This window comes from Ruminococcus gauvreauii (genome assembly GCF_025151995.1).
Classification (GTDB): domain Bacteria; phylum Bacillota; class Clostridia; order Lachnospirales; family Lachnospiraceae; genus Ruminococcus_G; species Ruminococcus_G gauvreauii.
Genome location: NZ_CP102290.1, coordinates 220,127 through 244,192, shown reverse-complemented (window position 1 = coordinate 244,192; position 24,066 = coordinate 220,127). Strand labels below are relative to the sequence as shown.

Below are 24,066 nucleotides of genomic sequence, written 5' to 3'. Positions count from 1 at the left end.
GTAACAGAATATGTCCATGATGCGTGAAAGACGTGTTGTGGGCGTATTCTTTTTTGCCGCAGTCTGCGGCAGAGGAGGTAAAAATGAAGAGGAGTGTGAAACGTGTGCTTGCGGCTGCCGCAGTCTGTGCGGCCGGAGCGGTTTTTCTGGTTTACCGCTTTACAGAAAACCAGAAGCCGGAAGAGGAAAACGCACCGGATCAGAGTGCGGAAAAGGATGAGGAGACTGCAGTGCCTGTATCGGCTGGGGATATCCGGCAGATGACTGCAGAGACAGTGCTCACAGAGGAACAGATTGCCGCTGTCGGGGTGGACTCCTTATTTTACCAGGAAGAGATATCAGATGTTGTATTTGGACGGATGTATGGAAAATCTTTTAAAGAGGACTGTACCGTGCCGAGAGAAGAACTGAGGTATGTAAGAGTTCTGCATACTGGTTTTGACGGTGAGACACGTATCGGCGAACTGGTCGTCAATCAGGCGATCGCAGACGACGTGACAGCGGTCTTCAGAGAGCTTTATCAGGCAGGGTATCCGATTGAGAAAATCCGGCTGATCGACGACTATGACGCAGATGATGAGCGGTCAATGGCGGACAACAACAGCTCTGCATTTAATTTCCGCTTTATCTCCCACAGTACTACGCTGTCCAATCATGCCAGAGGGATGGCGGTTGATATGAATCCAAAATATAATCCGTATGTGAAGACTGTGGACGGGCGGGAAAACTGTGAGCCTGCGAATGCCTGGGAATATGTGGACCGCACGGCGGAATTTGCATACAAAATAGACACAGAGGACCTGTGTTATCAGGTGTTCACAAAATACGGATTTTCATGGGGAGGAAGCTGGACGGGAGCGAAGGATTATCAGCATTTTGAAAAAGTGTGAGGTCAGAAGTCTTTGGGAGATTGCGTCTTGACGCAATCCATTCTTGTGTTATACTGGACAGATGAAAGTATGCAAAGAGGGATATGGCTCCTCTGTGATGCATACCGCTTAGGAGAAAACAAAAGTATGGAACAATCAGAGAATTTATTGACGAGAATCAACCAGCAGTATGGAAAACTCAGCAAGGGGCAGAAGCGTCTGGCGGCGTATATTACGGATAATTATGACAAGGCGGTGTTTCTGACGGCGGCGAAACTCGGAAGTGAAGTCGGGGTGAGTGAATCCACAACGGTCCGGTTCGCAGCACAGCTTGGATACCGGGGATTTCCGGAATTCCACCGTGCGCTTGAGGAGCTGGTGATCAACAAGCTGAATTCCATCCAGAGGATGGAAGTGACCTACGGGAGGGTGCCGCAGGCGGAAATTCTGGATAAAGTACTTCAGGCTGATATCGACAAGATCAAATTGACCATGGAACATCTGGATCACGAGATCTTTGACCAGGCAGTTGAGACGATCCTGCAGGCAAAGACGATCTATATCATAGGGATCAGAAGCTGTGCACCGCTCGCACATTTTCTGAGTTTTTATCTGAATCTTGTTGTGGATGATGTCCGCCTGATCCAGACGAATTCCGCAAGCGAGATTTTTGAGCAGATGATCCGCATCAATGAGAAGGATGTGATCATCGGCATCAGTTTTCCGCGGTATTCCATGCATACACTCAAGGCCATGGAATTTGCGAATAACCGGAATGCAAAAGTGATCACGCTCACGGACAGTATTCATTCGCCGATGAACCTGTATTCCTCATGCAATCTGATCGCCAGAAGCGATATGGCGTCGATTGTGGATTCTCTGGTTGCGCCTCTGAGCGTGATCAATGCACTGGTCGTCGCGCTTTGTATGAAAAAACAGCAGGAAGTCGTCGATACACTGGAGTCCATGGAAAAAATCTGGGACGAATATAAGGTTTACAGCAGCGATGAGATCAACTCAATTGATGATTCAGTGAAACTGAGCTTTGCAGGTCTGGGGGAAGATGATGTCTAAGGTATTGATCATAGGAGGAGGAGCGGCCGGAATGGCAGCAGCGGTGTTTGCTGCTGAGGCAGGGCATCTCGTTCACCTGTTTGAAAGGAACGAAAAGCTGGGGAAAAAAGTTTATATCACAGGAAAAGGCCGCTGCAATTTTACGAATGCCTGTTCCATGGAGGAATTATTTGACAGTGTAATTCGCAATCCAAAGTTTTTATACAGTGCATTTTATGGGTATAATAATTTTGATGCCATTGATTTCTTTGAGCGTCTCGGGGTCAGAACGAAGATTGAGAGGGGAAACCGTGCGTTTCCGGCTTCCGACCACGCATCGGATATCATTCTTGCCATGGAGCGGAGAATGAAAGAACTGGATGTGAAGATTCATCTGAGAAGCGGCGTGAAAAAGGTGCTGGCGGATGAAAATGGTGTCACGGGTATTTTGCTGGAGAATGATGCAGTTATCGCGGGGGATGCCGTGCTTGTTGCCACGGGAGGGCTGTCTTATTCTACGACAGGATCGACGGGTGACGGATACCGGTTCGCCGGAGAATGCGGGCATGATGTGACCGGACTCAGGCCATCGCTCGTTCCCATGGAGACCGGGGAAGATTATATTGCCGGGATGCAGGGACTCTCGCTTCGGAATGTAACGCTTCGGATGTATACTGGCGGGAAGTGCTGTTTTGAGGATTTCGGTGAGATGATGTTCACGCATTTCGGCATTACAGGGCCGCTGGTTCTGACAGCAAGCGCGCGGGTGGGAGACAGTCTGCAGCAGGGTCCGCTTGCGTGCGAAATCGACTGGAAGCCGGCACTTTCTGAGGAACAGCTCGATGACCGTCTTCTTCGGGATTTCACAAAAAATCAGAATAAACAATTCAAAACGGTGGCGCAGGGGCTGGTGCCGTCAAAAGCCATGTCAGCGCTCCTGGAATTGTGGGGAAGCTCTCCGGAAAAGAAGATCCATGAGATATCGAGGGAGGAGCGTCTTGCCTTTGTCAGGCTTTTAAAACATTTTCCGTTCACAGTTACCGGACTTCGCGGATACAGCGAAGCAGTTGTGACAGCCGGAGGAGTTGCTGTCAGAGAAATCAATCCGAAGACAATGGAATCGAAAAAGGTAAAAGGACTCTATTTTATTGGAGAAGTACTGGATACGGATGCGCTCACCGGCGGTTTCAATCTGCAGATTGCGTGGTCGACCGCATATGCCGCCGCCAGTGCAGTCATATGAGACCAGGAACATTACGACAGGAGGAAAACATGAGTTTTAATATAGCAATCGACGGACCGGCGGGAGCGGGAAAGAGTACGATCGCTCGTCAGGTGGCAAAGAAACTGGGATATATTTATGTGGATACCGGGGCCATGTACCGGGCAATGGCGTATTATCTGCTGATGCAGGGGGTATCGCCGGATGATGCTGATGAGACGGAGCGGGTGTGTGAATTTGCAGATATTTCGATCGTCTATGAGAATGGAGAACAGCAGGTGATACTGAACGGGGAAAATGTGACGGGGTATCTCAGGACGGAAGAAGTAGGAAATATGGCGTCCGTGAGTTCCGCCAATCCTGCAGTGCGCAGGAAACTCGTAGAACTGCAGCAGCGGATGGCCGCTGTCAATGACGTTGTGATGGACGGGCGTGACATCGGCACACAGGTGCTCCCGGGCGCCCAGGTGAAAATTTACCTGACAGCGGGGGCCAGGATAAGAGCGCTCAGGAGATACGAGGAACTGAAGAAAAAGGGGATTCAGGGAGACCTGGAACAGATTCAGAGTGATATTGAGCAGAGAGATTACCGGGATATGCACCGGGAGATTTCACCGCTTGTGCAGGCGGAAGATGCTGTTTATCTGGATACCTCCCATCTGAGTATACCGGAAGTTGTGGAGGCGGTTCTTAAACTATGTACAGAGAGGCAGAACGGATAGAAGATGAGAGTGACAGTGGCAAAGTCTGCAGGATTCTGTTTCGGAGTGAAACGGGCTGTAGAGCGGGTGTACGAACAGGTAGCGTGTTCAGGAGATAACGTATATACGTATGGACCCATTATACATAACGAACAGGTTGTGGCTGATCTGGAATCCAGAGGCGTCCGCGTGATAGAAACGGCAGAAGAACTTAAAGCTCTGACGGAAGGTACTGTGGTCATACGTTCCCATGGAGTGCCGAAAGAGATCTATCGGATCATCGAAGAGCGGGGACTCACATGTGTTGACGCAACCTGTCCGTTTGTAAAAAAGATTCATGACATTGTGGAGAGGGAAAGCCGGGAGGGAAAACAGATCGTTATCGTTGGAAATGATCTTCATCCGGAAGTAGAGGGTATCAAAGGCTGGTGTGAGACGCCTGCCATTGTTATCAATACTGAACAGGAAGCTGAGAAACTGTACGTTAAACCGGACACAAAATTATGTATTGTATCCCAAACGACATTTAATTACAACAAATTTAAAGATTTAGTTGAAATTCTTGCCAAAAAGGGTTATGATAGAATTGTTTTAAATACGATTTGCAATGCCACCCAGGAGAGACAGGAAGAAGCAAGGGTCCTGGCAAGCGAGGTGGATGCTATGATTGTCATTGGTGGCAGACATAGTTCAAATACGCAAAAACTGTATGATATATGCAGAAACGAATGTAAAAATACTTACTATATACAGACACTCGTTGATTTGGAAACCAAGCCTTTTCAATCTATCAGTCATGTAGGTATTACAGCAGGGGCATCGACCCCAAATAATATAATTGAGGAGGTTCAAAAACATGTCAGAATTAAGTTTTGAACAAATGCTGGAAGAATCATTTAAAACTATCAGAAACGGAGAAGTGGTTGAAGGTACAGTCATCGACGTTAAGCCGGATGAAATTATCTTGAACATTGGCTATAAAGCAGATGGTATCCTTACAAGAAGCGAATACACGAACGAACCAAACGTTGATCTCACGACCATCGCCCAGCCGGGTGACACCATGGAAGTAAAGGTTCTGAAGGTAAACGACGGAGAGGGACAGGTTCTGCTTACCTATAAAAGGCTGGCAGCAGAAAAAGGAAACAAGAGACTGGAAGAAGCTTATGAAAATCATGAGATCCTCAAAGCGAAAGTTGCGCAGGTATTAAACGGCGGTCTGAGCGTTGTGATTGATGAAGCCAGAATCTTTATCCCTGCAAGTCTTGTCTCTGATTCCTATGAGAAAGATCTTTCCAAGTATGCGGATCAGGAAATTGAGTTTGTCATCAGCGAGTTCAATCCCAGAAGAAGACGTGTCATTGGTGACAGAAAACAGCTTCTGGTAGCTGAAAAAGCAGAGAAGCAAAAAGAACTGTTTGAGAGAATCCACGCAGGTGATGTAGTAGAAGGTACAATCAAAAACGTTACAGATTTCGGTGCATTTATCGATCTCGGAGGCGCTGACGGTCTTCTTCATATTTCTGAAATGTCATGGGGAAGAGTTGAAAACCCGAAAAAGGTTTTCAAGGTCGGTGAAGCGATCACCGTTCTCATCAAGGAGATCAACGGTGACAAGATTGCGCTCAGCCTGAAGTTCGAAGATCAGAATCCATGGCTTGCAGCCGCTGAAAATTATGCGGTAGGAAATGTTGTGACAGGCAGAATTGCCCGTATGACAGACTTCGGAGCTTTTGTTGAACTGGAACCGGGTGTTGATGCACTGCTCCATGTTTCACAGATTTCCAAAGAGCATGTAGAAAAACCGTCGGATGTTCTGAATGTCGGAATGGAGATTACTGCGAAAGTCGTTGACTTCAACGGCGAAGAGAAAAAAATCAGCCTGAGCATGAAAGCAATGGAACAGACAGAAGATATGGCTGAAGAGACAGAAGAATAAAATAACGTAACAGTTCAGGACGGCGGGGAATTGGTGCAGAAAGCTGCGTCAAGCTTGCTTGAAAGCCGCTTTCTGCACCAATTCCCACATCGGATGAACATCCGATGCTTCTTGACCGGTTTTTTCGGTCAAGAAGATGCGCCGTCCTGAACTGTTACAAAATAACAATAAGTATTAAAAAAATGGACGGACATTTCAGATGTCTGTCCATTTTTTAGGTGCCTGCTGTTTTCCGGGCCGCACATATTGTAATGCGGCATGTGCATATGATTTAAAGTCTGAGAGTTTCGAAAAGTCTTCATAGAGGCACCAGCGCCGTTCCATCCGGTGATCCTGCCCGAAAACAGGATTTTCGCACGCGTATCCGGGAGGCAGCAGTACATAGCTTCCGCTTTTTTTCTGATAACAGTTTTTCTTCGTGGCCTGTACTCTGTGCCCGCGTTCCACATAACATCCGATGCTCTTGTGAACCGCGGTGTCTTCGTCCGGCAGATAATAGTAATTTTTGCAGTCTGGAAAAAAGAATTTCAGTGAACCGTCAAATCGCCCGGCAGACAGAGAAAGACTGTCCGGTCCGCCGGATAGGCAGAAGCCTTCTCTTGAGCAGGTAAAAGAGACGGGGAGCGGATGTTCTGTCTGCAGCGGCAGAGTGATTGTTCGTTCCTGCTCTGTCATGCCGAGAACTTCGAAATCACCCTCGAATAACCGGTCAATTGTAAGAAGAGGCAGGATCCATGTCATGCCGGCCAAGTCTTCCCGGTTATGCCGAAGCAGCATTTCCAGAAAACGGTGATCGGCTGTCCCCAGGTACTCACGGTAAATGCTGATCAGCTCTTTTCCAGATTTGTCGTCGGTGCGGTCACTTCCGGCAAGGAGCTCCAGGTCTTGCTGTTTCATGGAAGCTGCGGGAAGCATGGACCGGTACGGGCGAAGTGCGGCATAGAGATCCAGTTCCGGTATCTGTGACAGAAAATCGCAAAGGCCGTAGTGCACACATTTATGTTTCAGGTACGGGATGTCAAATGACCTTCCGTTAAAATGGATGAGGCAGGAGACTTCCGGGAGCGCTTCGGCAAATGCGCCGATGGCATGTTTCTCATCGAGGGGAGAGTCACAGAACCACTGTGTCAGCTGCCAGGAACCGCACTCTTTTTTCAGTATGCCGATCAGATAGAGGTAGCTTCTGTCGGGGGAGAGACCGGTAGTCTCAATGTCGAACAGACAGAATCCATCAGGCAGCGTGTTGGATATTTTGTCAAAATAAGGTGCAGTTTTTACGGGGAATTTGTGTATTTGCATCATTGCTTGCTCCTTTCCTCGAATTGCATTTAATTATATACTTCTTTTTTGAAAAAAAATAGTGATTTTTATAAAAATTTAGTTTATAGTATAAGTTATGATTTTATGCCTGAGGCAGTTTTACTGTGACAGGCATTAATGATGAAGGAGGTTTAGGAATGGGAATTTTAACATTTAAGGGTGGTGTTCATCCTTATGATGGGAAAGAATTGTCGAAAGACAAACCGATCCAGACGCTGAATCCGACGGGAGATCTGGTTTATCCATTGTCGCAGCATATCGGTGCTCCGGCAAAACCCATCGTGCAAAAGGGTGACCATGTCCTGATGGGACAGAAGATCGCGGAAGCGGGTGGTTTCGTTTCGGCGCCGATCTATGCCAGTGTGTCGGGAACTGTGAAGGGAATTGAACCGCATCTGACAACCGTTGGTTCTGTTGTGGATGCCATCGTAGTGGAAAATGATGAGAAATATGAGACCGTAGAGTTTCAGGGAATTGCATCACTGGATGAACTTTCAAAGGATGACATCCTGAAGCGCATTTCGGAAGGCGGCGTTGTGGGAATGGGCGGGGCCGGTTTTCCGACGCATGTGAAGCTTGCGCCTAAGGATCCGGATAAGATCGAGTATGTACTTGTCAACGGAGCGGAATGTGAACCTTATCTGACGAGTGATTACCGCAGAATGCTGGAGGAGCCTGACAAGGTGATCGGCGGTCTGAAGGTGATCCTGAAATTATTCGATCATGCAAAGGGATACATATGCATCGAGGACAACAAACCGGACTGTATCGCAAAAATGAGTGAGATGGTGAAGGAAGAACCTCGGATTGAAGTAAAGGCATTAAAGACGAAATATCCGCAGGGTGCGGAGCGTATGCTGATCTATGCGACGACGAAACGGAAGATCAATTCTTCTATGCTGCCGGCTGATGCGGGCTGTGTGGTGGATAATATTGATACAGTCGTAGCTGTTTATAAATCTGTGATGCTGGGTACACCGCTGATGCACAGGATTGTCACGGTTACCGGAGATGCGATCACAAATCCTCAGAACTATTATGTGGCGATCGGAACAAACTACCGGGAGCTGGTGGATGCTTCGGGTGGTTTTAAGACGGAGCCGAAGAAACTGATCTCCGGAGGTCCGATGATGGGATTTTCCATGTTCGATATGAATGTTCCGGTGACAAAGACGACCTCTTCGCTCTTATGTCTGTCAAATGATGATATTGCTGACAGTCCGACAACGGCGTGTATCAACTGTGGACGGTGTGTCACGGATTGTCCGGAGAACCTGGTGCCGTCAAGACTTGCGACAATCGCAGATCATCATGATATTGAAAAATTTGAAAAAATGAACGGCGCGGAGTGTTGTGAATGCGGCTGCTGCAGTTATGTCTGTCCGGCTAAACGTCCGCTCGCTCAGTCGATCAAGTCAATGCGCAAGGAAGTATTGGCAAGCCGCAGGAAGAAATAAGAGGAGAGGGATAAGAAAATGAGTGAATTATTACATGTGTCGTCATCACCGCATGCGCGTTCCAGGGTAAAGACGGATTATATCATGCTGATGGTAGTGATCGCATTACTGCCGGCAAGTATTTTCGGTATCTATAATTTTGGATTCCGTGCGCTGATGCTTATCTGTGTCAGTATCGCAGCCTGTGTGCTGACAGAATTTATCTATGAGAAACTGATGAAGCTGCCGGTTACGATCGGAGACTTCAGTGCCGTTCTGACCGGGCTTTTGCTGGCGCTGAATCTTCCCGCCAGTGTATCCTGGTGGATTCCTGTTCTCGGCGGAGTGTTTGCGATCCTGATCGTCAAACAGCTGTTCGGCGGCCTGGGACAGAATTTCATGAACCCTGCACTCGCGGCCAGATGTTTTCTGCTGATCTCATTTGCGGGCCAGATGACGAACTATGCCGTACCTGGCGGTGCATTTGGGAATATCGCTGTGGATACCGTATCCGGGGCAACCCCGCTGCTGGCTCTGAAGACGGGCGGAAGTGTTGACCTGATGAGCATGTTTGTCGGCAATGTTCAGGGAACGATTGGTGAGACATCCGTGATCGCACTTCTGATCGGAGCGATTTTCCTGGTCTGTCTGCGCGTGATCGATCTTCGGATTCCGCTTACATATATTGTTACGCTTCTGATCTTTGCAGCAGTTTTCGGAGGACACGGACTGGATCCCACATATCTTCTCGGGCAGCTGTTCGGCGGCGGTCTGATGCTTGGTGCATGGTTCATGGCGACCGACTACGTAACTTCACCGATCACAAAAAAGGGAAAGATTGTCTATGGTATTATTCTCGGTATTCTGACAGGAATTTTCCGCCTTTTTGGAGGTACAGCAGAGGGTGTATCTTATGCGATCATCTTTGGCAACCTTCTTGTTCCGCTGATTGAACGTGTGACGATGCCTGTTGCATTCGGTCTGGAAAAAGGAGGGAAGCGTAATGGGTAAAATTATCAAAGATGCCGGTGCACTGCTGGCGATCACTCTTGTTGCGGGATTTCTGCTGGGGCTGGTGTATGATGTGACGCTGGAACCGATACAGGTTCAGGAAGAACTTGCAAAAAAAGAAGCATGTCAGGAAGTATTCGCAGATGCCGCTGATTTCAGGGAAAGCGATGCGGATCTGGATGCGGTCACTGCCAGTAACATCGAAAACGGCTGGGATAAACAGACGATTGATGAAGTCATGGAGGCGGTTAATGAGAGCGGTGAAATCATCGGATATGTCATCACAGTGACGGATTCTGAAGGGTACGGCGGAGACATCACATTCTCCATGGGTGTACAGATGGACGGAATGCTGAATGGTATTTCGATTCTTTCCATCAGTGAGACCGCTGGTCTCGGCATGAAGGCTGACACCGATGAATTCAAAAACCAGTTCAAAGGCAAAAATGTGGAGAAATTCGAGTATACAAAAACCGGTGCAGCAAGTGATGAGCAGATTGATGCGCTGAGCGGTGCAACGATCACGACAAATGCTGTTACGAACGGTGTGAATGCCGGTCTGGCGGCATTCCAGTATCTGAAGGGAGGTAACTAAGATGAAAACGAATTCACCGGTGGAACGTCTGTATAACGGTATAATCAAAGAAAACCCGACCTTCGTACTGATGCTTGGTATGTGTCCGACACTTGCAGTTACCACTTCGGCTATGAACGGACTGGGAATGGGGCTGACCACAGCGGTCATTCTTACCCTGTCCAACCTGATGATCTCGCTGCTGCGAAAGGTGATACCGGATGGTGTCCGCATGCCGGCTTATATTGTTGTGGTAGCGTCATTTGTAACGATTGTGGAACTGCTGCTGGAGGGATTTATCCCGAGTCTGTATTCTGCGCTCGGCATTTATATTCCTTTGATTGTAGTAAACTGTATCATCCTTGGCCGTGCAGAATCCTACGCATCCAAGAATAAGATCGTGTCGTCTGTCTTTGACGGTATCGGAATGGGACTTGGGTTTACAGTAGCGCTGACCCTGATCGGTCTGTTCAGAGAATTACTCGGCGCGGGACAGATCTTCGGTTTTCAGATCATGCCGGCTTCGTATCAGCCTATCACAATATTTATCCTGGCACCGGGAGCATTCTTCGTGCTTGCAATGCTGGTAGCCTTCCAGAATAAGTTTAAAATCGGAAGTGCGCGTGTTAAAGAAGACGGTACGAAGGCATGTTCCAAAGACAGCTGTATGAACTGCACAAATACAATTTGCGGTGGTAAAGCACTGTCGGAGCAGACACGGGATAAAGAATAGGAGGTAGTGCGAAATGGAAGGTTTGAAAGAATTATTAATCATTGCCATCGGCGCTGCCATGGTAAATAACGTTGTTCTGAGTCAGTTCCTGGGCCTGTGTCCGTTTCTTGGCGTATCCAAAAAGACGGATACGGCTGCCGGAATGGGCGGTGCGGTTATTTTCGTTATTACGATTGCATCACTGTGCACCAGCCTGATCTACAAATTCATACTGGTACCGCTGGATATGACATATCTGAAGACGATCGCATTCATTCTTGTGATCGCAGCACTCGTTCAGCTTGTGGAGATGATCCTGAAGAAAACCATGCCGTCCCTGTATCAGGCGCTCGGTGTGTATCTTCCGCTGATCACCACCAACTGTGCCGTGCTGGGTGTTGCGCTTACGAATGTTCAGAATGGTTATGGTGTGTTGGAAGGTACTGTCTGCGGGATCGCCACTGCTGTCGGTTTTACGATCGCGATCGTGCTGATGGCCGGTCTTCGGGAGAAGATCGAATACAATGATATTCCGGAAGCTTTCCAGGGAATGCCGATCGTTCTTCTGACGGCGGGACTGATGTCCATCGCATTCTTTGGATTTGCCGGACTGGTTTAAGGAGGCTCGGGTGATATGGAAATTATTATAATATCGGCAGTCATCATCGGCGGCATCGGCCTCGTGATTGGTCTGCTGCTGGGACTTGCAGGAAAGAAATTTGCGGTTGAGGTAGACGAAAGAGAAGTAGCCGTGCGGGATGCGCTTCCGGGAAACAACTGCGGAGGCTGCGGCTATCCCGGATGTGATGGTCTGGCTGCGGCAATTGTAAAAGGTGAAGCGGCTGTGAATGCATGTCCGGTGGGCGGGGCAGAAGCTGCCGCCGTCATCGGAAAAGTAATGGGGCAGGAAGTCTCCGAAACTACGAGACAGGTTGCGTTTGTGCGCTGCGGCGGAAGCTGTTCCAAGGCCAAGAACGAATATGAGTATTACGGCGTGGAAGACTGTAACATGATGATCTATGTGCCGAACGGAGGCGCTAAAATCTGTAACGAGGGATGTCTCGGCTTTGGAAGCTGCGTGAAGGCGTGTGCTTTTGACGCACTTCATATTGAGGACGGAATCGCAGTCGTAGACCGTGAGAAATGTAAGGCATGCGGTAAATGTATCACGGCATGTCCGCAGCATCTGATTGACCTTGTACCTTATGAGCAGAAAACACTTGTGAAGTGTAAATGTGAGCAAAAAGGCAAAGCAGTCATCACGGGATGTGACGCAGGATGTATCAGCTGTATGAAATGCGTGAAAAACTGTCCTGCTGATGCGATTACAATGGAGAACAACGTTGCAAAAATTGATTTTGAAAAATGCACGAACTGCGGCACATGTCAGGAAGTCTGCCCGCGCCACTGTATTGTCAGTGAATTTTAAAACAATCATAAAAACCGGAGTACTGGCGGCATTGCTGCTGGTACCTGGTTTTCTCATTTCCGGCTGCGGCAGTAAGCAGCCGGAAATGGTTTCCAGGCAGGGATTTTATTTCGATACCGTCATCGGTATTGAGGCGTATGGGAGCCCGGACGACGTAAGGGATGCCATCGAGCATGCGTTTGCGCTATGCCAGGATATGGAAAAGACGTTCAGCCGCACGCGCAGTGACAGTGAACTCTATGCACTGAATCACCGCACAGAACAGTCTGTTGAAGTATCAGACGAGCTTGCAGATGTGATCAGCGCCGGGCTTTCCTACTATGAACTCTCGGAAGGAAGATTTGACATTACGATAGCCCCCGTCAGTGAGCTCTGGGACTTTAAGAGTGAAAATCCCCGGGTGCCGGATGCGGATGCGATCGCGGAAGCTGTGAAAAAAGTGGATGCGCGCAAAGTCCATGTACAGGGGAATACCGTAACGTTTGACAGCCCCGATACGATGATCGATCTGGGTGCCATCGTAAAGGGATATGCGGCTGACAGGCTGAAGGAACATATGGAGGAAGACGGCATCACGTCCGGAATGATCAATCTCGGAGGAAATGTCATGACGATCGGCAGAAAACCGGACGGAACTGACTGGGGTGTGGGAATCCAGAAGCCGTTTGCAGAACGGAATGAGACGATTGCTACCCTCCGGGCTCCGGACTGCTCTGTTGTCAGCTCCGGAGTGTATGAACGCTATTTTGAAACAGACGGCATCCGGTATTCACATATTCTGGATGCGTCGACGGGCTATCCCGCAGACACAGACCTGTGGCAGGCCACGGTAGTGACAGATTCCTCCATGCAGGGGGATGCACTCAGCACGGTCTGCATGCTGCTGGGCTATGAGAAGGCAAGACAGCTGACAGATCAGCTGGATGGAGTGCAGCAGGTACTGTTTGTGGGAGACGACGGCTCCCTTATGGAACCGTAATTGATCAGATGGAAGAAGGAGATGCCAAAACACGGGGTATCTCCTTTTTCCATTCCTCCTGTGACGACCGAATAGGTGTTTGCATTTTAAGAGCCCCTATGATATGATAGAACAAGTTCCTGAAACTGGAGTACATAGTCTGCACTGCAGGGAGGTTACGATGAAAAAAAGAGATATGATCTTAATCGGAGCTGTTCTGGCATCGGCCCTCGTATTATGGATGGTTTCACGTGCACTGATACCGGACGAGGGCAGTATGCTTCGTATCACGGTGGACAACGAAGTGTACGGGGAATATCCGCTGGACCAGGATCAGACGATTGCGATCAATGATACGAATATATGTGAGATAAGAGATGGAAAGGCAAAGATGATAAAGGCTGACTGTCCGGATCATCTCTGCATAAAGACAGCGGCTGTGACAAAAAACGGCGGGACGATCGTATGCCTGCCGAACCGGGTATTTCTGGAGGTCGTACATCCGGCGGATTCGGATGCAGTTCCGGATGCAGTCGCATCCTGATGGAGAAAGGTTATGAAGAATAAAACGGCAGTACTCGGACTGTTCGCAGCCCTGGCGATTCTGCTTGGATATGTGGAGTCTCTGATTCCGTTTTTTGCCGGAGTGTACGGCGTAAAGATCGGGCTGTCCAACCTGATGATCGTTTTTCTGCTGTATCTGTACGGATGGAGGGAGGCGATCCTGATTTCTGTCATACGGATTCTGGTGATCGGTTTTCTGTTTGGCAATCTGTTCAGTATTCTGTTCAGTCTTGCGGGCGCATCTTTAAGCCTGCTTGTGATGGGACTGCTCAAAAGAGCTCCGGGATTTACAGTGATCGGCGTGAGTGTCGCCGGAGGTGTGGCGCATAATACCGCGCAGATCGCGGTGGCGGTATGTCTGGTCAGTACGTTTAAACTGATGTATTATCTTCCCGTTCTGCTCGTATCAGGCGTGGTGACCGGAGCAGGGATCGGGATCGTGAGCAGGGAGATGATCCGGCGTCTGGCGCCGGTGTTTCAAAAGGAATAAGAGGGCATAGAAGATGATCGTGTTTGTTAAAGGTGAGGTCGCGGAGCTCGGCGAACACCATGTAGTGATCGATAACGGCGGAATTGGCTATGAAATTTTCATGCCGTCCTCCATGCTGGCATGTCTGCGGCAGGGGGAAGAAATCCGGATACATACATACCAGCATGTGAAGGAAGATGCCATGCAGCTGTTTGGATTTCTGACAAAAGAGGATATGCAGGTCTTTCGGCTGCTGATCGGTGTGAACGGCGTGGGACCTAAGGCGGGACTTGGGATACTGTCTGCACTGTCCACGGATGAACTGCGGTTTGCAGTTCTCTCTGATGACGCCGCTGCGATCTCCCGGGCGCCGGGGATCGGGAAGAAGACAGCGCAGAAGATCATACTGGAACTGAAGGACAAGATGGACCTTCAGGATGCATTTGAACAGAAGCTGATGCATCAGCAGGAGGCGCAGGCAGAAGCGGGGGCTGATCTCGCAGTGCACGAGGCTGTACAGGCGCTGACGGCACTCGGATACTCAAATTCAGACGCCCTGCGTGCGGTAAAACAGACAGGCAGCACGGAGGGAATGGATGCCGAGGCTGTTTTGAAGGCGGCACTGAAGAGACTGATTTAATGAAATATTCAATGAATGGAATGAAGGCGGATGGATAAGAGGATCATTACGACAGAATTTACTGATGAAGATGTGAAGATCGAGGGCAGTCTGCGGCCGCAGACCCTGGATGACTATATCGGACAGGAGAAGACGAAGGAAAATCTGCGGATTTATATCGAGGCTGCCAGGCAGCGTGGGGATGCGCTGGATCACGTACTGTTCTACGGGCCTCCCGGACTGGGGAAGACGACACTCGCAGGTATTATTGCAAATGAGATGGGCGTGAATATGAAGGTCACCTCCGGACCGGCGATCGAAAAACCCGGGGAGATGGCTGCCATCCTGAATAATCTCCAGGAGGGAGACGTACTTTTTGTGGATGAGATTCATCGTCTGAACCGTCAGGTGGAGGAGGTTCTGTATCCCGCGATGGAGGATTTTGCAATCGACATCATGATCGGCAAAGGGGCGACCGCACGTTCGATACGCCTTGATCTTCCGAAGTTTACACTGGTGGGGGCGACAACGCGGGCAGGGCTTCTGACGGCGCCGCTGAGGGATCGTTTTGGAGTGATTCACCATCTCGAATTTTACCAGGAGGAGGAGCTTGAAACGATTATCCTGCATTCAGCCCAGGTACTCGGGGTTAAGATCGATACGAAGGGAGCGGCAGCTCTCGCTAGACGCGCGCGGGGGACGCCGCGACTGGCAAATCGTCTCCTCAAAAGGGTGAGGGATTTTGCACAGGTGAAATATGACGGTGTTATCACAGAAGAGGTGGCGGTCTATGCACTGGATCTACTGGAAGTCGATCAGTACGGCCTGGACAGCTGCGACCGGATGATCCTGACTACGCTGATCGAAAAGTTTGCCGGAGGCCCTGCAGGGCTTGATACCCTGGCTGCTGCCATAGGAGAGGACTCCGGGACGATCGAAGATGTCTATGAACCGTATCTGCTGAAACACGGTTTTCTGAACCGTACTCCCCGCGGCAGATGTGCAACGGTTAAGGCATATGAACATCTGGGTATCGCTGTCCCGGAGACGGAAAACTGACGGTGTGGAAAAGTAAAGGTTGTTTTTCTGGCATTTTCTATTATAATAATAGTATGCGGGTCCCAAAGTCATGCTTTTTCATGCAAGCATGAAACGCACGACCTTTTGACCCTGGTATCTTAGTATAAAAGGATGGAGGTAAGCTGTTAATGCCTACAAAAAATACAACACAGGTCTTGATCGGCGGAAAAATCATTAAGCTGAGCGGATATGAGAGTGAGGAATATCTGCAGAAGGTGGCTGCATATCTGAATAATAAAATTGCAGAGCTGGGCGAACTTCCAGGATACAACCGTCAGCCTGTTGAGACAAAGAGCACGCTTTTGAGCCTGAATATTGCAGATGATTACTTTAAGGCAAAAAAACAGGCGGAAGTGTTTGAAGAGGATTCTCAGGGAAAAGATAAAGAAGTATATGATCTGAAGCATGAGCTGATAGCAGTACAGATTCAGCTTGAAAATGCGTTAAAAGAGCTGGAGGCAGTCAGGGCAGAGAAACAGTCTCTGTCGCAGCAGGCGTCAAAACTGCAGAGTGATATGGAAGAACTTTTAAAATAGGAAAACGGGGGATTGCTGGACGGGTAATCTCCTTATTTTTTGAAAAGAGGAACGTTATGAGAGCAGAATTGCTGGCGCCGGCCGGTTCTTATGAAGCGATGACGGCAGCTTACCATGCGGGAGCTGACGCAGTCTATATTGGCGGTGAAAAATTTGGAGCGAGAGCTTACGCGGATAATCCGGACAGCGCGCATATGCTGGAGGCAATAGACTATGCGCACCTGCACGGGAAGCAGTTATACCTGACTGTCAACACGATGCTGAAAGAGCGGGAGTTGGAGAATGAATTATACGATTATCTGCTCCCCTTCTATCGGCGGGGGCTGGATGCGGTCATCGTCCAGGATTTTGGTGTTTTTGCTTTTATAAAAAAAGAATTCCCAGGGCTACCCATACACTGCAGTACCCAGATGACAATCACCGGAGCGGCTGGCGCAAAGCTTCTGGAACAGCTGGGCGCGGACCGTATTGTGACGGCAAGGGAACTGTCACTGCAGGAGATACGGGACATCAGGAGCCACACAAAGCTCGAGATCGAGAGTTTTGTTCACGGTGCACTGTGCTATTGCTATTCCGGTCAGTGCCTGTTCAGCAGCATGCTGGGAGGACGCAGCGGAAACCGGGGAAAATGCGCACAGCCCTGCCGTCTGCCGTATCAGGTATCTGAGGGCAGAAGAGCATTGAACGACGAAAAAACAGCGTATGTGCTGAGTCCGAAAGACATGTGTACAATCGATCTGCTGCCGGAGATACTGGAAGCCGGTGTGACCTCTCTGAAGATCGAAGGCCGGATGAAAAAGCCGGAATATACGGCGGGTGTTGTCAGCATTTACCGGAAATATCTGGATCTGGCAATCGCAGGACAGCCCTATGAGGTGGCGGGGGAGGACAGGCGGGAACTGTTTGACCTGTATAACCGTGACGGCTTTCATCAGGGATATTACAGACAGAGGAACGGGCGCAAAATGATGGCACTCCGAAATGAAAAGGCGCTGAAAAAGAAAGACGGCCAATTTCGAAATGAGGCGTTGTTTGAGCGGATATCAGAGGAGTACGTACAGCCGAAGGATCCGGTCACGGTGCGCGCCAGGGTTTCCCTGCATGCGGGGGAGAAAGCCCGGATGGAGCTCTTTGCCTGCGGATGTTCTGCGTTTTTTCAGGGACCGGAGGTTTCGCAGGCTGTGAAACAGCCGCTGTCGAAGGAACGCGTGGTGAAACAGCTGAGGAAGACGGGAACCACGGTATTTGAGATCCGGGAACTGTCTCTGGAGATGGCGGATGATATTTTCATGCCGGTGCAGGCGTTGAATGAGCTGCGCCGCGGGGCGCTCGCATCACTGGAACAGGAGATTTTAAAAAAATTTTTCAGGGAAACCTTCCGAAGTATGAATGATTCCGTACAAACGGTGAAACCTTCACATAAAGGGGTCGATCTGCCGGTCTGGGCTTCGGCGGAAACGAGGGAGCAGATAAGCGCCCTGCTGGGTTCGGGTGCAGTGACGAGAATTTATGCATTGTGTTCCGCATTTTACGGCGCACGGTTTTTAGAAAATGCCGGGATGTATGTGCGGGATTGTACGAAACTTGGCATAGAACCGTATCTGATGCTTCCGTATATGCTGCGTGAGGAGAAGACGGAAGAGCTTTTTGCAGCCCTCACTGATCTGAAGAAGACGGGAATCCGCGGATTTCTCGTGCATAATCTGGAACAGTATGCGCTGCTAAAAAAAGCAGGGATGCAGGAGTGTGCGGTGCTGAACGCGTCGATGTCAGCGTGGAACCACAGAGGAATACTGCTGTTTGACCGGCTCGGTATCGAGGGTGACACCGTTCCTGCGGAATTAAACGCACAGGAGATCAGAGAACGCTGCAATACGGGCAGCGAAATGGTGGTTTACGGGCATGCGGTGCTGATGATATCCGCACAGTGTGTGAAGAAGAATCTGGATACCTGCCAAAAGGCAGATTCCCTGCTTTTTCTGCGAGACCGCTATAAAAAGCAATTTCCTGTAAAATGTGACTGCAGTTTCTGTTATAATACCATATATAACAGTATACCCACCGGACTTTTGCAGGAATATCAGGAGATAAAAGAACTCGGTGTAAGAGCCGTAAGGCTTAACTTTACGATAGAGGATTCAAAACGCACCGCGGCGATTGCCCGGGAATTCTCGGAAGCTTACCATATGGGAAGGCTTTCGCAGCATTCCGGAGAATTTACGAAGGGGCATTTCAGGCGGGGCGTATAGACAGGTGAGTGTATGATCAATATCATAGTTGAATTATCGAAGTATTTAATCATAATCCTGATGACGCTGTTTACCTTTCAGTGCTTTCGGATATTCAAGAAAAAAGATGAAGACGACAAGAAATACGTGCTTCGAAAGCAGGTGATCCTGATTCTCTTTCTGAATCTGGTTGCCTTTCTCGTGATGTATCTTCAGACCATGGAAATTAAAATGCTGATCATGTATCTGCAGGTAGCCGCCTATATCGTGGTTCTGCAGGTCATGTACCGCATCTTTTATAAGAAGGCCTCCATGCTGGTGGTGAATAACATGTGTATGCTGTTAAGCTGCGGGTTCATCATGCTCAGCCGTCTGGACTTTGAGAAAGCGGAGAAACAGTTTTTCATCGTGGTGGCGGGAACCGTTATTTCCCTGCTGGTACCGGTTATTATCCGGAAGGTGAAACTTCTGAAGGACCTGACATGGCTGTACGGAATTCTGGGCATTATTCTGCTGCTTGCAGTGCTGGCGCTGTCAAAAGTTACAGGAGGCGCCAATCTGGCCCTGGAGATCGGCGGGATCAGTTTTCAGTTTTCAGAGCTGGTAAAAATAACGTTTGTATTTTTCGTTGCGGGGATTCTGAGGGGAGATCCCAATTTTAAAAAAGTTGTAACGGCTACGGTTGTGGCAGGAATCCATGTGATGATTCTGGTATTATCGACTGACCTGGGAAGTGCGCTCGTATTTTTTATGACATACGTGGTAATGGTTTACGTCGCCACGAAAAAACCATTGTATGCGCTTGCAGGACTCGCGGGGGGAAGTCTTGCAGCTGTGGCTGCCTATTTCCTGTTCGGACATGTGCGGCAGCGTGTTGTGGCATGGAAAGCCCCATTTTCAGTATACGAGACAAACGGGTATCAGATTGTTCAGTCGCTGTTTGCGATCGGAGCAGGAGGATGGTTCGGTGTCGGGCTGTTTGCGGGTTCGCCGAAATCAATTCCAGTCGTGACGCAGGATTTCATCTTTGCAGCGATCTGTGAGGAGATGGGAGCGATTTTTGCAATCTGTCTTCTGCTCGTGTGCATGAGCTGTTTCCTCATGATCTTAAATATCTCAATGAGGATGAGCAACAAGTTTTACAAGCTGATCGCCCTCGGACTTGGGACCGAATATGCATTTCAGGTATTCCTGACAGTCGGCGGCACGACAAAATTCATACCAATGACCGGAATCACACTTCCGCTCGTGAGTTACGGAGGAAGTTCAGTCATCTGTACGATCGTCATGCTGGCGATCATCCAGGGGCTTTACATTTTGAGAGAGGACGAAGGAGCAGAACTTGAGAAACAAAAACAAGAACGAAACCAGAGACCAGGAGCGCAGTATGAGCAGAAAAGAAGAAAAGGCACGGAGCAGACAAGAGAAAAAAGCCTTGAAGAAAAAATTGAAGAAGAAACAGAAAAAAGCCTCCGGTGGTAAGGAATATGTGGTGGTGGCATACACGTTTGTCGTGATTTTTCTGTCCCTGATCGGCTATATGGTTTACTTTAACGTGAAGCTGAGTGAGGAATTTCTGAACAGCCCGTATAATAAAAGACAGAATTCCTATGAAGAACGGGTGGTGCGGGGAGATATCATGGCTTCCGGCGGGGAGATACTGGCGCAGACGGAGACGGATGAAGAGGGAAATGAATACAGGACGTATCCGTATAACAATCTGTTCGCTCATGTAGTGGGTTATACAAGCAACGGCAACAGCGGACTGGAATCAACGGAGAATTATCATCTCCTGACATCACACGCGGGTGCGGTTGAACAGGTGACGAATGAATTCAAAGAAGAGAAAAACATGGGAGATACGATCGTTACAACGCTGGATGTACGCCTGCAGCAGGCTGCCTATGATGCGCTCGGGGGATACAACGGAGCTGTGGTCGTGATGGAACCTGACACCGGAAAAGTACTGGCGATGGTCAGCAAGCCGGATTTTGATCCCAATACTCTGAGCTCTGTCTGGGATGAACTCGTCAGCGATGACAGTAATACAAATCTTCTGAACCGCGCGACACAGGGACTTTATCCTCCGGGATCAACGTTTAAAATAGTAACAACGCTGGCGTACTTAAGATCCGGGGAGCGTATGAGTGATTTTTCTTTTGACTGTCAGGGTGAAGTGACGCATGGCGGTTACACCATCCACTGCTACAACAACAACGTACACGGCCACGAGGATTTTGCAACGGCATTTGCGAAATCGTGCAATAGTGCATTTGCCCAGATCGGTGTGGACCTTGGCAGAAGCGCCTTTGCACGGACAGCAGAAGATGTCTTATTTAATAAAAAGCTTCCGATCGAGATTCCTTACAGCAAGGGTAAATTCACTCTCGATGGCAGCACACCGGATGCGCTTGCCATGCAGACAGCGATCGGACAGGGAAATACGGTCACATCGCCAATGCATATGGCGATGATAACGGCAGCCGTCGCCAACGGCGGTAATCTCATGCATCCGTATTTTGTGGAACGGATCGAGAATTACACCGGGGACAGTGTGAAGAAATATTCACCGTCGGTCTATGAAAGACTGATGACTTCAGACGAGGCACAGACGATCAAGGAGCTGATGGAAGGCGTGGTTCAGAGCGGCACCGCATCCTCACTTTCCGGCCAGAGTTATACGGCAGCCGGGAAGACAGGGACGGCTGAACACGGTGATATGAGCGGATCTCCGCATGCATGGTTTGTCGGCTTTTCGAACGTGGACAATCCGGATATCGTGGTCAGTGTGATCGCAGAAAGTGCCGGTACAGGCAGTGATGTCGCAGTTCCGATAGCAAGACAAATATTCGATGCATATTACAATTAAGGTTGCACACCCTGTTAAAAAGAGTTATACTTATTACAAGTAACACTACGCATAACAGGAGGAATTGCAATGATTGAGGCAACGAGCTGTGGCGGGGTGGTAATATATCGGGGGAAGATCCTGACCTTATATAAGAGCTATAAAAACAAGTATGAGGGATGGGTATTGCCGAAGGGAACTGTTGAAAGAGGAGAGGACTATAAGGATACCGCAATGCGGGAGGTTCTGGAAGAAGCGGGGGTACAAGCTTCCATTATCAAATACATTGGAAAAAGTCAATATAGTTTTACTGTTCCGGAAGACACGGTGGAAAAGGATGTTCACTGGTATCTCATGATGGCGAACAGCTATCACAGCAAACCGCAGAGAGAGGAATACTTTGTTGATTCAGGATATTATAAGTTCCATGAAGCTTACCACCTGTTGAAATTTTCAAATGAACGGCAGATTTTGGAAATGGCATATCAGGAATACCTGGATTTGAAAAAATCCAACCTGTGGGGAAACCGCAAATACTATTAATGATTCTCGTAGAAAAGGGAGGGATACCAGTATCTCTCCCTTATTCTAAAATATAAAGGAGGGATTCTATGCTGGAACAGATTAATCTGACGAAAAAGCTTGGAAAAGGTGAGTACAAGAAACGGATGGACCGGCTGGAACCACAGCTGGCGCTGCTGCAGAGAGAGTGCAAAGAACTGCAGATACCTGTGATGATCGTCTTTGAGGGATTTGGTGCCGCCGGCAAGGGAGTCCAAATCAGCAACCTGATACATGCGCTGGACCCCAGAGGATTTTCTGTATATGCTACGGGAAGTGAGACTGAGGAAGAGCGTATGCGGCCGTTCTTGTGGAGATTCTGGACAAAGACCCCTCCGAACGGAAGGATTGCCATTTTTGACAGAAGCTGGTACCGGAGAGTTCAGGTGGATCGTTTTGATAAGATCACGACAGATCAGGAGCTTCAGTACGCGTATGATGAGATCAATGCTTTCGAGCAGCAGCTCTCAGACGGCGGGACTGCGATTCTGAAACTCTTTCTCTATATTGGGAAGAAAGAGCAGAAAAAGCGGTTTGAGAAGCTGATGAGCGATCCGGCAAGTGCATGGCGAGTCAGCAAGGGCGACCTGAAGCGTAATGAACAGTATGAAGAGTATAAGCGGATCAATGATGAGATGCTGCAGAAGACGGATACAGACTGCGCGCCGTGGACCATCATAGAATCCGTGGACCGGGAGTTTGCTACGGTAAAGATTTATATGTCGGTGATCCGATGCCTGACAGAGGCGATTGAGGCCAAAAAGAAAATGCTGGCCGGTAAAGAACGTCAGAAAGAAGAGACTGCCGGCACGGAACAGGCAGATTTACAGACATCGTCTGATGAACTCATCGATGACAGCGTGATGCGGACCTCCAGTCTGCACAGTGTGGACCTGAGCCTGTCATATAAGAAAGAGGAGTATAAAAAGTATCTGGGGGAACTGCAGTCGCAGATGGAACATCTGCACGGAGAGCTGTACCGCAGGAGAATCCCTGTGATCATAGGATTTGAAGGCTGGGATGCAGGTGGGAAAGGCGGCGCCATCAAACGCCTGACGGAACGCATGGATCCCCGGGGATATCAGGTAAACCCGACGGCGGCTCCGAATGACCTGGAGCGTTCTCACCATTATCTGTGGCGTTTCTGGAATCAGGTACCGAAAGACGGTCATGTCGCAATCTACGACAGGACCTGGTACGGACGGGTCATGGTCGAGAGGATCGAGGGCTTCTGTTCGGAAGAAGAATGGAAACGGGCATACAAAGAGATCAATGACATGGAGGCAAGCTGGGCGCATGACGGTGCGATCGTTCTGAAATTCTGGATGCAGATCGACAAGGACGAACAGGAGCGGCGTTTTAAAGAGCGTATGGAAGATCCGTCGAAGCAATGGAAGATCACAGATGAGGACTGGAGAAACCGTGAGAAATGGGATCTGTATGAGCAGGCGGTTGACGAGATGCTGATCCATACTTCGACGACATATGCACCGTGGATCATTGTGGAAGGCAATTGTAAGTATTATGCACGCATCAAAGTGCTGAGGACGGTCATCGATGCCATTTTAAAGAGACTGGAAGACAAGAAATAAAGGACAGATTTATGTTAAACTGGTATAAGAATCTTTATGTGGGCGATACTGCAAAAAAGAAAGAAAAAAAAATCCGGAGAAAGATCAACAACGGCTCCGGCATGATCGGTGTGTATGTGATTACGTTGGCTGCCAATCCGGCCGATCATCTGGAGATCATTTCTTCAAATTATCTTCTCCAGAAACCGCTGCGGGCCAGATGCCCGATGATTGTGGGCATCGCTGAGGGATATGAGGAGGCACTTGAACTCGTGGAGGAGATCGCCGGGGAAGTCTGGGAGAAGACGGGAGGTGTCCAGATACGGGCATTTCTGGAAAATAATCAGAAAGCGTAATAAAAGGTGG

General features: G+C 49.0%; 25 protein-coding genes. 24 read left to right on the top strand and 1 reads right to left on the bottom strand.

Annotated features, from left to right (window positions below; genetic code table 11):
* Positions 1 to 83 precede the first annotated feature (83 nt).
* From NQ502_RS01160 to rpsA, 6 genes are all read left to right on the top strand, one after another.
* A complete protein-coding gene (locus NQ502_RS01160) occupies positions 84 to 890 on the top strand; it encodes a M15 family metallopeptidase (RefSeq protein WP_083963255.1) in 807 nt (268 codons plus the stop codon).
* Positions 891 to 1,016: 126 nt separating this feature from the next.
* A complete protein-coding gene (locus NQ502_RS01155; protein WP_028528395.1) occupies positions 1,017 to 1,943 on the top strand; it encodes a MurR/RpiR family transcriptional regulator in 927 nt (308 codons plus the stop codon).
* Positions 1,936 to 3,165: a BaiN/RdsA family NAD(P)/FAD-dependent oxidoreductase gene (locus tag NQ502_RS01150; protein WP_028528394.1), complete on the top strand. Its 1,230-nt coding sequence runs from the start codon at positions 1,936 to 1,938 to the stop codon at positions 3,163 to 3,165. Before NQ502_RS01155 ends, NQ502_RS01150 begins: the two co-directional genes overlap by 8 nt.
* A 29-nt stretch (positions 3,166 to 3,194) precedes the next feature.
* On the top strand, positions 3,195 to 3,866 hold the full coding sequence (cmk, locus tag NQ502_RS01145; RefSeq protein ID WP_028528393.1) for a (d)CMP kinase: 672 nt from the start codon (positions 3,195 to 3,197) through the stop codon (positions 3,864 to 3,866).
* A 3-nt stretch (positions 3,867 to 3,869) separates the two neighbouring features.
* A complete protein-coding gene (gene ispH / locus NQ502_RS01140; RefSeq protein ID WP_028528392.1) occupies positions 3,870 to 4,721 on the top strand; it encodes a 4-hydroxy-3-methylbut-2-enyl diphosphate reductase in 852 nt (283 codons plus the stop codon).
* A complete protein-coding gene (rpsA, locus tag NQ502_RS01135; protein ID WP_028528391.1) occupies positions 4,702 to 5,784 on the top strand; it encodes a 30S ribosomal protein S1 in 1,083 nt (360 codons plus the stop codon). The genes ispH and rpsA overlap by 20 nt, the downstream gene beginning before the upstream one ends.
* Positions 5,785 to 5,979: 195 nt before the next feature.
* On the opposite strand, the gene NQ502_RS01130 is transcribed toward rpsA, so the two are convergent.
* The gene (locus tag NQ502_RS01130) at positions 5,980 to 7,086 is read right to left on the bottom strand and encodes a ribonuclease H-like domain-containing protein (protein ID WP_083963254.1); all 1,107 of its coding nucleotides are present in this window, start codon (positions 7,084 to 7,086) and stop codon (positions 5,980 to 5,982) included.
* A 155-nt stretch (positions 7,087 to 7,241) separates the two neighbouring features.
* Between NQ502_RS01130 and rsxC the strand changes: the two genes are divergently transcribed.
* The 18 genes from rsxC (at position 7,242) to NQ502_RS01040 (ending at position 24,056) form a co-directional block, all read left to right on the top strand.
* Positions 7,242 to 8,561, top strand: a complete 1,320-nt coding sequence (rsxC, locus tag NQ502_RS01125) for an electron transport complex subunit RsxC (protein WP_028528390.1) — start codon at positions 7,242 to 7,244, stop codon at positions 8,559 to 8,561.
* Positions 8,562 to 8,579: 18 nt separating this feature from the next.
* Positions 8,580 to 9,551 (top strand): RnfABCDGE type electron transport complex subunit D, encoded by a 972-nt coding sequence (locus tag NQ502_RS01120; protein WP_028528389.1) that lies wholly within the window; start codon positions 8,580 to 8,582, stop codon positions 9,549 to 9,551.
* Positions 9,544 to 10,146, top strand: coding sequence for an RnfABCDGE type electron transport complex subunit G (locus NQ502_RS01115; protein WP_028528388.1), 603 nt, complete (start codon positions 9,544 to 9,546; stop codon positions 10,144 to 10,146). The genes NQ502_RS01120 and NQ502_RS01115 overlap by 8 nt, the downstream gene beginning before the upstream one ends.
* 1 nt (position 10,147) lies before the next feature.
* Entirely contained in the window at positions 10,148 to 10,858 is a 711-nt protein-coding gene (gene rsxE, locus NQ502_RS01110; RefSeq protein ID WP_028528387.1) for an electron transport complex subunit RsxE, read from the top strand.
* A 22-nt stretch (positions 10,859 to 10,880) separates the two neighbouring features.
* Positions 10,881 to 11,456 (top strand): electron transport complex subunit RsxA, encoded by a 576-nt coding sequence (rsxA, locus tag NQ502_RS01105; protein ID WP_028528386.1) that lies wholly within the window; start codon positions 10,881 to 10,883, stop codon positions 11,454 to 11,456.
* A gap of 15 nt (positions 11,457 to 11,471) precedes the next feature.
* Positions 11,472 to 12,266 (top strand): RnfABCDGE type electron transport complex subunit B, encoded by a 795-nt coding sequence (locus NQ502_RS01100; RefSeq protein ID WP_028528385.1) that lies wholly within the window; start codon positions 11,472 to 11,474, stop codon positions 12,264 to 12,266.
* Positions 12,181 to 13,245 carry an FAD:protein FMN transferase gene (locus NQ502_RS01095; protein ID WP_242830257.1) on the top strand — a complete coding sequence of 355 codons (1,065 nt, stop codon included), beginning with the start codon at positions 12,181 to 12,183 and terminating at the stop codon, positions 13,243 to 13,245. Before NQ502_RS01100 ends, NQ502_RS01095 begins: the two co-directional genes overlap by 86 nt.
* A 160-nt stretch (positions 13,246 to 13,405) precedes the next feature.
* The gene (locus NQ502_RS01090) at positions 13,406 to 13,768 is read left to right on the top strand and encodes a NusG domain II-containing protein (protein ID WP_028528383.1); all 363 of its coding nucleotides are present in this window, start codon (positions 13,406 to 13,408) and stop codon (positions 13,766 to 13,768) included.
* 12 nt (positions 13,769 to 13,780) lie between these two features.
* Complete coding sequence (locus tag NQ502_RS01085) at positions 13,781 to 14,278, top strand: Gx transporter family protein (protein ID WP_028528382.1); 498 nt, start codon at positions 13,781 to 13,783, stop codon at positions 14,276 to 14,278.
* Between the two features lie 13 nt (positions 14,279 to 14,291).
* The gene (ruvA, locus tag NQ502_RS01080; RefSeq protein WP_028528381.1) at positions 14,292 to 14,897 is read left to right on the top strand and encodes a Holliday junction branch migration protein RuvA; all 606 of its coding nucleotides are present in this window, start codon (positions 14,292 to 14,294) and stop codon (positions 14,895 to 14,897) included.
* Between the two features lie 30 nt (positions 14,898 to 14,927).
* On the top strand, positions 14,928 to 15,935 hold the full coding sequence (gene ruvB, locus NQ502_RS01075; protein ID WP_028528380.1) for a Holliday junction branch migration DNA helicase RuvB: 1,008 nt from the start codon (positions 14,928 to 14,930) through the stop codon (positions 15,933 to 15,935).
* Positions 15,936 to 16,084: 149 nt separating this feature from the next.
* A complete protein-coding gene (locus NQ502_RS01070) occupies positions 16,085 to 16,492 on the top strand; it encodes a cell division protein ZapA (RefSeq protein WP_028528379.1) in 408 nt (135 codons plus the stop codon).
* 56 nt (positions 16,493 to 16,548) lie between these two features.
* Positions 16,549 to 18,741, top strand: coding sequence for a U32 family peptidase (locus NQ502_RS01065; protein WP_028528378.1), 2,193 nt, complete (start codon positions 16,549 to 16,551; stop codon positions 18,739 to 18,741).
* A gap of 12 nt (positions 18,742 to 18,753) precedes the next feature.
* Positions 18,754 to 20,202 carry an FtsW/RodA/SpoVE family cell cycle protein gene (locus tag NQ502_RS01060; protein ID WP_028528377.1) on the top strand — a complete coding sequence of 483 codons (1,449 nt, stop codon included), beginning with the start codon at positions 18,754 to 18,756 and terminating at the stop codon, positions 20,200 to 20,202.
* Positions 20,108 to 21,589, top strand: a complete 1,482-nt coding sequence (locus NQ502_RS01055) for a peptidoglycan D,D-transpeptidase FtsI family protein (protein WP_044983182.1) — start codon at positions 20,108 to 20,110, stop codon at positions 21,587 to 21,589. The genes NQ502_RS01060 and NQ502_RS01055 overlap by 95 nt, the downstream gene beginning before the upstream one ends.
* Before the next feature lie 69 nt (positions 21,590 to 21,658).
* On the top strand, positions 21,659 to 22,111 hold the full coding sequence (locus NQ502_RS01050; protein WP_028528375.1) for an NUDIX hydrolase: 453 nt from the start codon (positions 21,659 to 21,661) through the stop codon (positions 22,109 to 22,111).
* A 68-nt stretch (positions 22,112 to 22,179) separates the two neighbouring features.
* Positions 22,180 to 23,721 carry a phosphate--AMP phosphotransferase gene (locus tag NQ502_RS01045; RefSeq protein WP_028528374.1) on the top strand — a complete coding sequence of 514 codons (1,542 nt, stop codon included), beginning with the start codon at positions 22,180 to 22,182 and terminating at the stop codon, positions 23,719 to 23,721.
* A gap of 11 nt (positions 23,722 to 23,732) precedes the next feature.
* The gene (locus NQ502_RS01040) at positions 23,733 to 24,056 is read left to right on the top strand and encodes a hypothetical protein (protein WP_028528373.1); all 324 of its coding nucleotides are present in this window, start codon (positions 23,733 to 23,735) and stop codon (positions 24,054 to 24,056) included.
* Positions 24,057 to 24,066: the final 10 nt, after the last annotated feature.

Bases quoted from the DNA above. Each gene is read 5' to 3' on its own strand.
- NQ502_RS01160 (WP_083963255.1), top strand. From the start codon at position 84: ATGAAGAGGAGTGTGAAACGTGTGCTTGCGGCTGCCGCAGTCTGTGCG.
- NQ502_RS01155 (WP_028528395.1), top strand. From the start codon at position 1,017: ATGGAACAATCAGAGAATTTATTGACGAGAATCAACCAGCAGTATGGA.
- NQ502_RS01150 (WP_028528394.1), top strand. From the start codon at position 1,936: ATGTCTAAGGTATTGATCATAGGAGGAGGAGCGGCCGGAATGGCAGCA.
- cmk (WP_028528393.1), top strand. From the start codon at position 3,195: ATGAGTTTTAATATAGCAATCGACGGACCGGCGGGAGCGGGAAAGAGT.
- ispH (WP_028528392.1), top strand. From the start codon at position 3,870: ATGAGAGTGACAGTGGCAAAGTCTGCAGGATTCTGTTTCGGAGTGAAA.
- rpsA (WP_028528391.1), top strand. From the start codon at position 4,702: ATGTCAGAATTAAGTTTTGAACAAATGCTGGAAGAATCATTTAAAACT.
- NQ502_RS01130 (WP_083963254.1), bottom strand. From the start codon at position 7,086: ATGATGCAAATACACAAATTCCCCGTAAAAACTGCACCTTATTTTGAC.
- rsxC (WP_028528390.1), top strand. From the start codon at position 7,242: ATGGGAATTTTAACATTTAAGGGTGGTGTTCATCCTTATGATGGGAAA.
- NQ502_RS01120 (WP_028528389.1), top strand. From the start codon at position 8,580: ATGAGTGAATTATTACATGTGTCGTCATCACCGCATGCGCGTTCCAGG.
- NQ502_RS01115 (WP_028528388.1), top strand. From the start codon at position 9,544: ATGGGTAAAATTATCAAAGATGCCGGTGCACTGCTGGCGATCACTCTT.
- rsxE (WP_028528387.1), top strand. From the start codon at position 10,148: ATGAAAACGAATTCACCGGTGGAACGTCTGTATAACGGTATAATCAAA.
- NQ502_RS01100 (WP_028528385.1), top strand. From the start codon at position 11,472: ATGGAAATTATTATAATATCGGCAGTCATCATCGGCGGCATCGGCCTC.
- NQ502_RS01090 (WP_028528383.1), top strand. From the start codon at position 13,406: ATGAAAAAAAGAGATATGATCTTAATCGGAGCTGTTCTGGCATCGGCC.
- NQ502_RS01085 (WP_028528382.1), top strand. From the start codon at position 13,781: ATGAAGAATAAAACGGCAGTACTCGGACTGTTCGCAGCCCTGGCGATT.
- ruvA (WP_028528381.1), top strand. From the start codon at position 14,292: ATGATCGTGTTTGTTAAAGGTGAGGTCGCGGAGCTCGGCGAACACCAT.
- ruvB (WP_028528380.1), top strand. From the start codon at position 14,928: ATGGATAAGAGGATCATTACGACAGAATTTACTGATGAAGATGTGAAG.
- NQ502_RS01070 (WP_028528379.1), top strand. From the start codon at position 16,085: ATGCCTACAAAAAATACAACACAGGTCTTGATCGGCGGAAAAATCATT.
- NQ502_RS01065 (WP_028528378.1), top strand. From the start codon at position 16,549: ATGAGAGCAGAATTGCTGGCGCCGGCCGGTTCTTATGAAGCGATGACG.
- NQ502_RS01060 (WP_028528377.1), top strand. From the start codon at position 18,754: ATGATCAATATCATAGTTGAATTATCGAAGTATTTAATCATAATCCTG.
- NQ502_RS01055 (WP_044983182.1), top strand. From the start codon at position 20,108: ATGAGCAGAAAAGAAGAAAAGGCACGGAGCAGACAAGAGAAAAAAGCC.
- NQ502_RS01050 (WP_028528375.1), top strand. From the start codon at position 21,659: ATGATTGAGGCAACGAGCTGTGGCGGGGTGGTAATATATCGGGGGAAG.
- NQ502_RS01045 (WP_028528374.1), top strand. From the start codon at position 22,180: ATGCTGGAACAGATTAATCTGACGAAAAAGCTTGGAAAAGGTGAGTAC.
- NQ502_RS01040 (WP_028528373.1), top strand. From the start codon at position 23,733: ATGTTAAACTGGTATAAGAATCTTTATGTGGGCGATACTGCAAAAAAG.